The organism is Amycolatopsis sp. cg5 (genome assembly GCF_041346955.1).
Classification (GTDB): domain Bacteria; phylum Actinomycetota; class Actinomycetes; order Mycobacteriales; family Pseudonocardiaceae; genus Amycolatopsis.
Window position 1 is genome coordinate 2,821,053 of record NZ_CP166849.1, and the last position, 12,193, is coordinate 2,833,245.

Genomic DNA, 12,193 nt, shown 5'->3' on the forward strand with positions numbered 1-12,193 from the left:
TGCAGTTTTCTTCCAGCGGCGTCGGTGAGACTGGGTTCGCCGGGTGTCCACCCCTGCGCTCCGGCGAAAACGACACGCGAGACATTCCGGTAACCGCGTTGCGCCGCCGGCCGGAATGTCTCGCGTGTCTTCGTTCCCGGGCACCAAACTCACCTGCCCGGTTCGGGTGCGGGCACAACGCCCGTGCCGTCGCCGGGCCCGAAGAATGTGAAGGCAGCGAGACCAACGCGTGACGACGGGGATGAGCACGTATGAAATTCCGCCTGCTGGGTACGATCGAGGCCTGGAAGGACGACTCGGCGTTGCCGCTGGGCGGCGCGAAGCCGAGGACGCTGCTGGCCGCGCTGCTCCTCGCGGGCGGGCAACCGCTCTCGGTGTCGCGGATCATCGACGCGCTCTGGCCGGAGGAGCCGCCGGCGACGGCGCACGCGCTGGTCCACTCCTACGTCGCCACCCTGCGCAAAGTGCTGGGACGTGACGGGCACAAGGACGTGCTCCGGACGAGATCGCGGGGATATGTCATCGATCCCGAGTCGATCTGGCTCGACCTGACCGAGTTCGAACGGCTCATCGCACTGGGCAGGACCGCCATCGCCGACGGCAGGGCCGAACGCGGGGCGAGACTGCTCCGGGAGGCGCTGGACCTCTGGCGCGGCGTGCCGCTCGACAACGCCTGCGCGGGCTTCGCCGAGCCGGAACGGGTGCGGCTCAACGAATTGCGGCTGACTGTGCTGGCGGAACGATACGAAGCGGAACTCGCGACCGGCGCCGAGTCTTCGGTGGCGGGGGAGTTGGCGAAGCTGACGGCCGAACACCCGCTGCGGGAGCGGTTCATCGGCCTGCTGATGACCGCGCACTACCGGCTCGGACGGCAGGCGGAGGCGCTGGAGGTCTACCAGCACTACCGGCGACGGCTGCTCGAACATCATGGCCTGGAACCGGCGATCGGCCTGCGCGACCTGCACGAGGCGGTACTGCGCTCGGACGAGGACCTGCTCGCGCCGAGCCGCGCCGAGCGGCCGGGCCTGCCGTCGTTCCCGCCACGGCCCGCCCAGCTGCCACCGGACGTCCCGCACTTCACCGGCCGTGCCGTCGAACTCGCGCGCGTCGTCGGCGCGGTCGAACGTCCCGGCCGCGCGAGACCCGCGCTCGTGGTGCTTTCCGGGCAACGCGGCGTAGGCAAGACGGCGCTGGCCGTGCACGCCTGCCACCGGGTCGCGGAGACGTTCCCAGACGGCCAGGTCCACATCGACCTTCGCGCCGAGACGCCGCAGGAGGCCATCATGCGGGTGCTGCGCGCGTTCGGCGCCGGTCCGGTGCCACGCTCGGCCGACGAAGCCGCCGCGCTCTACCGATCATGCCTGCGTGACCGCCGGGTGCTGGTGCTGGTGGACAACGTTTCCTGCGAAAGCCAGCTCAGGGCGCTGCTCCCGGCCGCGCCCGGCTGCGCCGTGGTCGTCACCACCTGCGCGCACCTGCCAGGCTCGCCGGATCCGGTGGTCCACTTAGGACGATTGAGTGCCGAAGACGCGTCGGCGTTGCTGAAGAACCTGATCGGCACACGGGAAGACGCCGATCCGGGTGTGCTCGAAGAGCTGGCGGCCTTGTGCGACCACCACCCGCTCGCCGTGCTCGCGGCCGCGGCGCGGTTGTCGAGCAGGCCACATTGGACGGTCACACGCCTGGTCACCAGGCTGCGCGACCCCGGCACCCGCCTCACCGAGCTGTCGGCGGCCGACCCGAGGGTGCGGACCGGCACCGAGACCGCGTACCGCGCGCTCGGCGAACGCGACGCCAGGGTGCTCGGCGCGCTCGCGATCGCGGACGCGCCGTCCTATCTGCCGTGGATGGTGGCGGTGCTCGGCGAGATGTCGGAAGAGGAGGCGGAAGACCGCCTGGACCGGCTCGTGGACGCGCAGCTGCTCGAGTGCGACGGCACGGCGTACCGGATGCGGGAGCTGGTCCGGCTGGCCGTCGCGGAGCAGGTCGTGAGTGTTTTCGCCGGTTAGGGCGAACCGGTATTCGACGACCTGCGTGGGGGTCGTGAGTGGTGCGGCCGGTTCTAACCGGTCTAAACACTCACGACCCCTGAACCGCTCACGACCCCACGCCGAGCCGACGATCACGCCGGGGCGGTCCGCAGCCGTCGCCACAGCCGAAGCTGGAGCATCGCGGCGAACCGCGCCTCCGGGTCGCCGACGTCCATGCCGCTGATCTCCGCGAGCCTGCGCAGCCGGTACCGGAAAGTGTTGGGGTGCACGAAAATCGCGCTCGCGGCCGCCGGGATGTCACCGAAGGCGTCAAGCCAGGCATCGAGCGTCGTCACCAGATACGTGTTGTGCTCGGCGTCGTAGGCGCGCAGCCGCGCGATCGGCCCGGCCGGGGTGTCCCCGTGCTCGGTGATCAGCGCGGCCATCTCCAGCAGCAATATCTCGCTGAGCACGTCGGAAGTGCGGGCCACCGTGCGGCCGCTTCGTCCTTCGCGTAACGCTCGCAGCGCGCGGTCGGCGCCCGCGCGCGAGCGGAACAGGGCCGTGCCGTCGAGCGCGATGGGGCCGACGCCCGCCAGCACGCGCAGCCGCTCACCCAGCCTGCCGCAGAAATCGGCCGCGATCCGCAGCGCGCGATCCTCCGCCGCGTCGTCGTCGCCGGGCACCGGGAGCACGGCGTAGACGACATCGCCGACCAACGCAGTCGCGGCGCACGGGTGCACCGCGCCCAGATGCAACGCGAGCGCGTCGAGCACCTGCTGCCGTTCCGCGATGTACTGCGCTTCGTCGGCGGGCACGGCCGCGAGCGCGAAGGCGAGCACGGCACTGGGCCGCACGGCCAGTCCCAGCCGCCGTGCCGCTTCGGCGGCCGCGGCACCACCCTCCAGCGCGGTGCCGACCAGCCCGGCACGCAGGCGGCGTTCGACGTCGCTTCCGGTGCGCAGCCACATCATGTGCAACGCCACCAGCTTCGCCGCGTCGCACAAAGCCTCGCACTGCTCCTCGGAAAGAGGCGACTGCACGGCGGCCCAGATCGACCCGAGCACCTCGTCGCCCGCCCTGACGACCATCACGGCACGCGGCAGCGAAAGCTCGGACTCGTCGACCGGCAGCGAGTCGATGTAGACAGGCTGCCTGCTGCGGTAGATCGCCTGGAAGACTCCGTTCTCTTCCAGGTTCCTCGCCAGGTGAGCGGGCACCTGCCTGCCGAGAATGGTCGCGATCCGCGGCGGATCGGTCTCCTCCTGCCCACCCGAGAACGCGAGCACCCGGCAGCCACGGTCCTCGATGGTCACCGGAGCGCCCACCAGCGCCGAGACCGCGTTGGCGAGCGCGAAGAGGTCACCGGACGGCAGCCCGCCGAGCGTCTCCTTCCCGGCCGCGCCCCGGTCGCCGTCGTTGATGAGCGAACGGATCATCGCGGCGAGCTGATCCCACGACGCACCAGGAGCGACCCCGAGCAGCGCGACACCCGACCGTCTCGACGCCTCCTTGATCACGGGTTCCGCCCGCACCGGAGCCCGCACCAGCAGCGCCGAGGCGCCGTGTTCACCCAGCTGCGACAGCAGACCGGCGATCTGCGCCCGGTCGTGCACCCCGACCCCCAGCACGAGCGCGTGCTGCGGGAGTTCCAGTTCGTCGTGCGGGTCGTAGATCACGACGCCACCGATGTCGCGGTGCGAGCCGTCGGCGTCGCCACAGACCAATTCGACCAGCGTGCTGCCCAGGTCGTCCAATATCCGACCCAGGCGTGCCCTCGGTGGGCTGGAACTCAAGGTCGGACCTCCCGGTGTCGCTTCGGCGAAAACAGTCCCATCCTGCCGAGGAACCCGGCGTCGCGGGCGACAGCTTCCTGCCGCCGGGCCGCAACTACCTGCAGCGGCATGGAAACGCACTCGGGCGACCGAGATGCTGAAGGTGACACGGAAAAGGTGGTGGCGTGGTGGGCCGAAAATCGCTCGACTTGACGATGAACACCGTCCAGTACCCACCTTCGCCGGACATGCTGGCGGCGATGCTCGCGGCGACGGAGTCGGCACACGAGTACCCGGACATGCGGGCGACCGAACTCATCGGCACGCTCGCGGCCAGGCTCGGCGTGCCGTCCGATCGGGTGCTCGTCGGCCCCGGCTCCGCGGCGCTCTGCCAGTTGCTGGTGATGACCGTCGCCGGTCCCGGCGACGAGGTCGTCTACCCGTGGCCGTCCTTCGAGGGCTACCCGGAGATGGTCGTGCACGCGGGCGCCACCAGGGTCGCCGTTCCGTTGCGCGGGCACGGTATCGACCTGAAGGAGCTGGCGGCCGCGGTCACCGAGCGCACCAAAGCGGTGCTGCTGTGCAATCCCAACAATCCGACCGGAACGGTCTTCAGCGACGCCGAACTGGCCGAATTCGTCGCCGCCGTTCCTGACGACGTGCTGGTGATCGTCGACGAGGCGTACCGGGAATTCGTCACCGAGCCGGGCTTCCGGGACGCGCTGGCCGGCGGACCGCGCGGCCTCTGCGTGCTGCGGACGTTCTCCAAGGCGTATGGCCTGGCAGGGCTCCGCGTCGGATACCTCGTTGCTTCCCCGGCGCTGGTCGCCCGGCTGAAACCGATGATGCCGCTGTTCGCGGTCGGTTCCCACGCGCAGGCCGCAGCGCTGGCGGCGCTGAACGACGAGTTCGCCCGCGAGGTCGAAAAGCGGTGCGCCGCGGTCGCGGCCGAGCGCGACCGGCTCGTCGCGCTGCTGCGGGCACAGGGCTGGTCACTGCCCGACGGCCACGGCAATTTCGTCTGGCTTCCTGTGGGGGAGCGGAGTGCGGAACTGACGGCTTTCTTCCGAGAGCGGGATGTGCTCGTGCGGCTTTACCCCGGCGATGGCGTTCGCATCACGGTGACCGGCAGGGAAACCGGAGACCTCGTCGCGGGGATCGCGGCCGACTACCTGCTCGAAAACGGTGTGGCATGACGAGCCTGGCCGGACCGTTGAACACACTGGGCCCGGCGCTGGGCGACGCGCTGGAGCGACGGCGGCTGCCGGATTCGCTCGCGCTCGCCGAGATGCTCAGGTATTCACTGCTGCCGCCGGGAAAACTGCTGCGGCCGTTGCTCCTGCTCGAATCCGCCGCGGCGGTCGGCGGTGACCCGCGGGAGCTGGTGGACGTGTCGCTGGCCGTGGAGTACCTGCACGTCGCGACGCTGGTGCACGACGACATCATCGACGGTGACCTGACGCGCCGGGGGCGGGAGGCGGTGCATTCCCGCTACGGCTTGGCGAACGGCATCGTCACGGGCGACGCGCTGCTGTTCACCGCGTTCGAGGCGCTCTCCCGGCAAGGCCCGGCCGACGCGGTTCTTCGCGCGATGAGCACGCTCGCCCGTACCGGCCTCGAACTCTGCGAGGGCCAGGTCGAGGAGGCGGCGCTCGTCGAAAACGTCCATTGTGGACTGGAGCGCTACCTCAAGGTGGCGACGCTCAAGACCGGCGCGCTGTTCAGGTGCGCTTGCGAGGTCGGCGCGCTGCTCGGCGGCGCCGACGTCGCGGAGGCGGCCGCGTTGCGCGACTACGGCGATCACCTCGGCCGGGCCTTCCAGATGCGCGACGACCTGCTGCCCTATCTCGAATCACCGGACCAGAGCGGCAAGAGCGCGTGCAGCGATGTACTCAACCGCCGCCCCACGCTGCCCGTGCTGCTCGCCGTCGAGGTCGCGGACCGGGCGAGCCTCGCGCTGATCGAAGAGTCGCTGAGTGGCGGCCTGCCACCCGAAGTCGCACGGGCGCGGCTCGCCGGTGTGCTGGACGACCTCGGCGTGCTGGGCGAGGCGCAGGAGCGGATCCGGGCGGAGGTCGACGCCGCACGGGCGCTGCTCGACGGCCTGTCCGGTGGCCGGACCTCGGCACTGCACGAGCTTGCCGAGTTCACCGTGCGCGGGGCGGGACGAACGGGTGGCTGACCGTCCACTGTGGATGGCGCATGTGGAGACATGGCGGCCGTACACCGCCATGTACCCGGGACTGGTCGGCGCCGCGGGCGCCGCGCTGGCAGGTACCCCGCACGCGACCCTGATCGCGGCCTGGCTGGTGCCGACACTGGTCTGGATCGCCGCGCTGTACTTCGGCGACCACGCGGACCGGGAACTCGACGCGCTCACGAAGCCCCACCGTCCGCTGCCGTCCGGCCGCCTCTCCGCGCGGGCCGCGCTCGTCGCGGGGTCGGGGTGCGCCGTCACCGCCGGTGTCGTCGGACTGTGCGTCAACTGGCGTTCGATCCTGGTGGTGGCCGCCGGGCTCGTCGGGGTGGCGACTTACAGCCGGGTCCTGAAAGCCCGCGGCTTCGCTGGCAACGCGAACCGGGGAGTGTTGACGGCCATCGCGCTGGTTTTCGGCGCCATGACGGTCCAGGACTGGCCGCCCGCGGCGATCCTGCCCTGGGCCTTGGTGTTCTGCGCTCAGGACGCCGCGTCGAACCTGGTCGGCGCGTTGCGAGACGTCGATGGCGACCGGGCCGGCGGGTACGCCACGATGCCCGTTCTGCGCGGCGTCCGGGTTTCCCGGCTGGCCGCGTGCGGCTTGTACGCGCTCGCGGCCGTGCTCGCGATCGCGAGTTCCACCGGGGACCGGCATCCCGATCCGGTGCTGTTGGGCGGTGCGTTGCTGCTCGGCGCCTGCGCGTACGGCTGTCTGATGCTGGCTCGCGGCCCGGTGCGCCGCACGGCTTTGCTGGCACACGAGGTGCTGGTGGTGGAAAGGGTGCTGCTCGCGGTCGCGGTGTGCACCGTCTCGCTGGAGCCGCCGGTCGTGGCCGCGCTGGCCGTGCCTTCGCTGGTGATCACCCTGGTGAGCCAGCACCTTCTTCGGCACCAGCACGAATTCGGAACGGGAAGGACCACATCCTCATGACACGGGTTCATGGTGCGGAGGCCGAGGCGGCACTCAACGCCGGCGCGGAGTCGCTGTTCCGGCGCCGGCGGCCGGACGGTGGTGTCCACTTCACGTCGTCGGATTCGGCGACCCTCGCGACCGCGGGGGCGGCGGTCGCGCTGCACTTGCACAGCCCGACGCCGTCGCGTGAACACACCGACCTGGCACGGAAATGGTTGCTCCGTACCCAGAATCCGGACGGCGGCTGGGGCGCGGTGCCCGGCCAGCCCACCGAGGCGGTGCCGACCGCGATCGCGGCCGCCGCACTGTCCTTGCTCGGCGGGAAGCGCGAGGAGCCCGCCATCGCGCGCGGGCGGCTCGCGCTGTTCGAACGCGGTGGCCTGGAGTCGATCGCCGACCCGGCCGTCGGCGCGTTGTGCCGCCGCTTCCACGTGATGGCCGGTTGGGTGCCCGCTGACTCGGCGGTGCGGCTTCCCTTGTGGATAGTCCTGCTGCCTTCCTTGCGCCGTAAGCGGATTTCGTTCAGAACGGCGCCGTTCATCGGCTTGGCGCTGGCACAAGCCCACCGAGACCGCGGCGGTCCGCTGCGACGGCTGGTGACCGCGATCTCCACTCCGGTCGCGATCGGCCTGCTGCGCGACATCCATCGTCACGAAGGGGGAACCGGCGAGTTCGCCGCGGACCCGTGGGCGGCGGGCCTGCTCTGCATCGGACTGACCCAGGCGCGGGTGGCGCCGGACCTGAGTCGCGGCATCGCGGACTACCTCCGGTCGACCATGAACCCCGACGGCTCGTGGCCCGCCGTCCACATCGGACTCACCTACGCGGCCTTCGCGATGACCGGCTTGACCGACGCGGGCTTCGCCGAGGACGAGCGCGTGGGGCCCACCGCCGAGTTGCTCCGCCGGGCACGGCAGCCGGAGCCGTTCACCGCCTTCGCCTGCCCCGCTGGTGGCTGGAGCTACTCCGGACCCCGCGGCTGGCCGGTGACGCTGGAATCGGCGGAGATCCTGTCCGCGCTGGGCGCACTGCCCGGCGCGGACCGCGATGAGCATGTCACGGGCGGAAGCGCCTGGCTGTCGGCGAGGCAGGACACTCGTGGTTCGTGGAGTCTCTGGGTCAGGGACACGAAGCTGGCCAACGACGGACCCTGCCCTTACATCACCGCACAGGCGATCGACGCGCTGCGCGAGACCGGCGCGCCCGGCGCCGAAGCCCGGATAGACCGGGCTTTGCGCTGGCTGTCCACCCAGCAGCGGCCGAACGGCAGCTTCGACGCGCTGTGGTATCGCGGCGACACCCCGGGCACCTCGGTCGTGTTGGGTGCCTTCGCAAGGGCCGGACGCGCGGAGCACCCCGTGGCTTCACGCGCGAGGGACTGGCTGCTGCGGACCCAGCTGGCGGACGGGGCGTGGAGCACCGGCCACGGCGACGACGGCACGGTCGAAGAGACCGCCTGGGCGTTACGGGCGCTGCTCGACGCCGGAGTCTCGCCGAACGAGCCTGCCGTCCAATCCGCTGTGGGCTGGTTGCTGGCCGCGCAGGATCCGGCGGGGGATTGGCCTGAAGCGCCGGTCAGTGCCTACGTGCGGCACTGCGTGCACTACCCGAACGGGGCGATCACGATGGGCCTCGCGCTCCGCGCGCTCGCTGCGTATAACCGTGCCAGTACGGCGGTGGCGTCATGAGCGAGGAAGTCGACGTCCTCGTATGCGGCGCGGGTGTCGGCGGATTGGCCACGGCGGCCGCGATCGGCGCGCTCGGGGCGACCGTGCTGCTGGTGGACAAGCTGACCCGCCGACCGCCGATCGCGAAAGGCGAGCTGCTGCAGCCGGGCGCGCTGAGCTCGCTGCGCGAGTGGGGCGCGGAAGAAATACTGCTGCGCCAAGGAGCCTGCGCGCTGGACCGCTTGTCGATCCGCGCGCCGGACGGCGAATCCCTGCTCGCTCTCGACTACGCGGCGGTCCTCGGGCCCAAGGAGCGGCTGCTCGCGGCTGACCATCAGACCATTCTCGACGCGCTCGAGGCGACACTGCCCGGCAACGTCACCATCCGACGCGGAGTACGGGTCGACCGGTTGATCCGCGACAGCGCCGGCCGGGTCGCCGGTGCCCACATTCAGCAACCGGGCGGCGAAACCGCGGTACGCGCCCGCTTGGTCGTCGCGGCCGACGGAATCGGATCCAAGCTGCGCGCGGAAGCGGAGATGGGCGGGAAGCGGGCCGAATACGCGCACCGGCTGCTGTCTTTCGAGGTGGCTGGCGAGTACGCCGGCGAGCTGTCCGCCTACGTGACCGAACGTGGTCTGCGGCTCGTCTACCCGCTTCCCGGCGGCACGACCCGGGTCTACACGCAGGTCGGGCCGGACGAACTCCGTGGCATCGGGCACGTGGGACTCGTCGGCTGGACACACCGGATGGTCGACGGCGTTCCCGCGCTCGACCCGATGCGCGACGGCCTGGTGGCCGCGCTCGCCGGACGCCAGCTGCTGCCGGTGCCCCGGTTCCTCGCACCGTCATTGGCCAAGCCGGGTCTCGCGCTGGTCGGCGAATCGGCGCACGCCGTGCACCCGATGGCGGCGCAGGGCATGAACACCGCGATCACCGACGCCGCGGCGCTCGCGGACAGACTTCGCGCCGTGGGTGGCTTCGCCGCTGCGGACGTCGACGAGGCATTGCGGTCGTACCAGCGTGAGCGCATGCCGATGCTCGAACACATCGCCACGGTCAGCCACAACGCCGCGCGCATGATCACCGACGTCTCACCGCTCGGCAGGCTGCTCGGCCGCACCCTGATGCGCAACACCGCGCGCAATCCCCGGCTGCTCGCCGCGACCTGCCACAACATGGCCGGTGTCGACGTGCGTCCGTTGCGGCTGACGGACCGGTTCTATCAGCTGGGCCTGTTGCGCGACGCCAACGCGCAGGTCATCGCCCGATGAGCTCGGGCAGTTCGGCGACCACCTGCGCGGGAGACGGCCGCGAAGCGTTGCCCGCGGCGAGAAGCCGGGCGGCTTCGCTCCAGCGGTTCGCGGCCGTCAGGTCACCCACTTGAGCGGCCAGCGTGTCAAGCTCACCGACCATCCCCGCGCCGGTGCCCGCCAATCGTTCGGCGTTGAACAGCTGATCGGCGATCCGGGGAAGGATGAGCTGCGGTGTCCCGGCCGCCATCGCCGTCATGGTGGTCCCGGCGCCGCCTTGATGGATCACGGCGGCACACGACGGCAGCACCAAGTGGAGTGCCAACGGCGCGTCCGCGAACCGGACGTTCTTCGGCAGCGGCCCGAAATCTGGCCGCTTGTCAGGGGTCGTCGCGATGACGATGTCCAAGTCGAGCCCGCTGAGCGCGTCGACGACCTTCGGCGCCAGGAAGAGTTCACTACTGTCCAATTCGGACATGAGCGTTCCCCAAGTCACACAAACGCGGGGATGCTCGGCAGGCTCGCTGAGCCAGGCCGGGTGCTCGGCTTTGCCGTTGTAGGGGACGAAGCGCATCGGCAGGCGCGTCGAACGCCCCGGCGGCACCTGGATGGCGGCGGGACACGGGTCGAGCACGAGATCCGACTCCTCGCGCAGCCTGGCGAGACCGAACCGGGTCACCAGGTCACCGGTGGCGACCGATTCGTCGACGGGAACCAGTTCGGTGAAGTCCGCGCCCCAGAGATGCTTGACGACCGGCACGCCCAGCACCTGCGCCGCGATCGCGCCCGCGAGGTTGAACGGCTCGTGCACCACCAGATCCGGTTGCCAGAACCGGCCGAACCCGACCAGGTCGTCGACCATCGCGGCCGCGTACCGCACCGTGCCGCCGTCCGCGGTGATGCTCGCGTCGCCGTCCGAGTCGGCGTTCGCCAGTCCCCGGAACACCTCGGTGAAGTCGAGATCGGGACCGACCGCGACGGCGGGCACCCCCGACGAGGTGACGGCGGGCACGAGCGACGGCTGCGTCGCCACCCTGACCTCGTGCCCGGCGGCCATGAGCGCCCAGGCGAACGGGACGAGCGGATAGTAGTGGGAACGCCATCCCCAGGTGGTCATCAATACGCGCACCATTGAGAGCATGTTGGCGCGCAAGACTTTTGTCAATCGCAGGTTACTGCACTATCCACAGAGGAGGGTCGCCATGGACGTGGTTTTCACGGGTTTGCCGATTCGTTCACACTTGTTCCCCTTGCTCTTTCCCGTCGCCGCCGCGGCGCGGCAAGCCGGGCACCGCGTCCGCGTAGCCACTTCGGCGGCACTGAGCGGACTGGTGGAGGAGTGGGGACTTACGCCGATCCCACTGTCCACAGTGGTGTCTTTGGACGAATTGCGAAATGACCCCGAGCTCGCCGAGCGCTACCGGCTGCCGCAAGAACTGACCCACCCGGATCGGCACACCACCGCAGCGGCCGTCGAGACGGCCATCGTGCGAGCTTTCGCCGGACCGCTGGCCGGCGTGTTCGCCGACGACTTGATTTCCTCGATCGGCAAAGAAAGACCCGACCTCATCGTTCGAGAGTCCGCCGAACTCGGCGGCTACCTCGCCGCCGAGTCCTTGGGATTGCCGCACGCACAACTCGACACCGCGCCGATGTCGGCCTTGACCGCACACTTGGCCTTACCGGCGCTCAACGAGCAACGCGTCCGGCTCGGCCTGCCTCCGGTGACCGACCCGGCTCATCCCAGCCGCGGGCTGCTCGCCGGTTTCGTGCCCGAGAGCTGGTATCCGGCCGAACTCCGCCTTGCCACCGCGAAGTACTACCGCCCCCCGAACGCGGAAAGCGTCCCGCTCGCGCTCGACCCCACCGATCGCCCGACGGTCTACGCGGGCCTCGGCACCCTGGCGCCGACCCTGCCCGGATTCGAACGACTCATCACCACGATCATCGCCGCGCTCGGCACGCTCCCGGTGAACGCGACCGTCGCACTCGGTGCCGACCGCCTCCTCGCCGACCCGGTCCCGGACAACGTCCGGTTGGTGACGTCGTTGCCACAGCGCGAATTCCTGCGCACCTGCGACCTGTTCATCAGCCACGCGGGCTTCGGCGCCGTCCAAGACAGCATCGCCACCGGTGTCCCGATGGTCGCGCTGCCCCTGTTCTCGGATCAACCCGCCAACGCCGCACGGATGGCCGAGCTGGGTCTGGCAATCACCCTCGACCCGGACCGCGTCACAGCGAACTCCCTCGCCGACGCTTGCACGCTGCTGCTCGCCGACCCTCAGTACGGCAGGCGAGCGCGTTCGCTCACCCACGCCTCGTCGGAACTTCCCGGCGTCGACACCTTGCTCGCCGACCTGGAAACCCTTGCCCGGCGAGCAGGGGTCGTGAGTGTTTAGGCCGGTTATTGAGCGGAAG

General features: G+C 70.5%; 9 protein-coding genes. 7 read left to right on the forward strand and 2 right to left on the reverse strand.

Annotation, left to right across the window (positions count from 1 at the left end; translation table 11 throughout):
• The first annotated feature begins 251 nt into the window (after window positions 1–251).
• A complete protein-coding gene (locus AB5J62_RS12950; protein ID WP_370948458.1) occupies window positions 252–2,009 on the forward strand; it encodes a BTAD domain-containing putative transcriptional regulator in 1,758 nt (585 codons plus the stop codon).
• Between the two features lie 113 nt (window positions 2,010–2,122).
• On the opposite strand, the gene AB5J62_RS12955 is transcribed toward AB5J62_RS12950, so the two are convergent.
• Window positions 2,123–3,766 carry a PucR family transcriptional regulator gene (locus tag AB5J62_RS12955; protein WP_370948459.1) on the reverse strand — a complete coding sequence of 548 codons (1,644 nt, stop codon included), beginning with the start codon at window positions 3,764–3,766 and terminating at the stop codon, window positions 2,123–2,125.
• 164 nt (window positions 3,767–3,930) lie between these two features.
• On the opposite strand from AB5J62_RS12955, the gene AB5J62_RS12960 reads away from it, so the two are divergent.
• The 5 genes from AB5J62_RS12960 to AB5J62_RS12980 are packed head-to-tail and all read left to right on the forward strand — an operon-like array spanning window position 3,931 to window position 9,796.
• Window positions 3,931–4,941 carry an aminotransferase class I/II-fold pyridoxal phosphate-dependent enzyme gene (locus AB5J62_RS12960; protein ID WP_370948460.1) on the forward strand — a complete coding sequence of 337 codons (1,011 nt, stop codon included), beginning with the start codon at window positions 3,931–3,933 and terminating at the stop codon, window positions 4,939–4,941.
• The gene (locus AB5J62_RS12965; RefSeq protein ID WP_370948461.1) at window positions 4,938–5,927 is read left to right on the forward strand and encodes a polyprenyl synthetase family protein; all 990 of its coding nucleotides are present in this window, start codon (window positions 4,938–4,940) and stop codon (window positions 5,925–5,927) included. Before AB5J62_RS12960 ends, AB5J62_RS12965 begins: the two co-directional genes overlap by 4 nt.
• Window positions 5,920–6,873, forward strand: a complete 954-nt coding sequence (locus AB5J62_RS12970; RefSeq protein ID WP_370948462.1) for a UbiA family prenyltransferase — start codon at window positions 5,920–5,922, stop codon at window positions 6,871–6,873. Before AB5J62_RS12965 ends, AB5J62_RS12970 begins: the two co-directional genes overlap by 8 nt.
• The gene (locus AB5J62_RS12975; protein ID WP_370948463.1) at window positions 6,870–8,543 is read left to right on the forward strand and encodes a prenyltransferase/squalene oxidase repeat-containing protein; all 1,674 of its coding nucleotides are present in this window, start codon (window positions 6,870–6,872) and stop codon (window positions 8,541–8,543) included. Before AB5J62_RS12970 ends, AB5J62_RS12975 begins: the two co-directional genes overlap by 4 nt.
• A complete protein-coding gene (locus AB5J62_RS12980; RefSeq protein WP_370948464.1) occupies window positions 8,540–9,796 on the forward strand; it encodes an FAD-dependent oxidoreductase in 1,257 nt (418 codons plus the stop codon). The genes AB5J62_RS12975 and AB5J62_RS12980 overlap by 4 nt, the downstream gene beginning before the upstream one ends.
• Here the strand turns inward: AB5J62_RS12980 and AB5J62_RS12985 are convergent.
• Window positions 9,783–10,892, reverse strand: coding sequence for a nucleotide disphospho-sugar-binding domain-containing protein (locus AB5J62_RS12985; RefSeq protein WP_370948465.1), 1,110 nt, complete (start codon window positions 10,890–10,892; stop codon window positions 9,783–9,785). The two genes, AB5J62_RS12980 and AB5J62_RS12985, sit on opposite strands and share 14 nt — an antisense overlap.
• Window positions 10,893–11,025: 133 nt before the next feature.
• Between AB5J62_RS12985 and AB5J62_RS12990 the strand changes: the two genes are divergently transcribed.
• The gene (locus tag AB5J62_RS12990) at window positions 11,026–12,174 is read left to right on the forward strand and encodes a glycosyltransferase (protein ID WP_370948466.1); all 1,149 of its coding nucleotides are present in this window, start codon (window positions 11,026–11,028) and stop codon (window positions 12,172–12,174) included.
• Window positions 12,175–12,193: the final 19 nt, after the last annotated feature.

Bases quoted from the DNA above. Each gene is read 5' to 3' on its own strand.
- AB5J62_RS12950 (WP_370948458.1), top strand. From the start codon at position 252: ATGAAATTCCGCCTGCTGGGTACGATCGAGGCCTGGAAGGACGACTCG.
- AB5J62_RS12965 (WP_370948461.1), top strand. From the start codon at position 4,938: ATGACGAGCCTGGCCGGACCGTTGAACACACTGGGCCCGGCGCTGGGC.
- AB5J62_RS12975 (WP_370948463.1), top strand. From the start codon at position 6,870: ATGACACGGGTTCATGGTGCGGAGGCCGAGGCGGCACTCAACGCCGGC.
- AB5J62_RS12980 (WP_370948464.1), top strand. From the start codon at position 8,540: ATGAGCGAGGAAGTCGACGTCCTCGTATGCGGCGCGGGTGTCGGCGGA.
- AB5J62_RS12985 (WP_370948465.1), bottom strand. From the start codon at position 10,892: ATGACCACCTGGGGATGGCGTTCCCACTACTATCCGCTCGTCCCGTTC.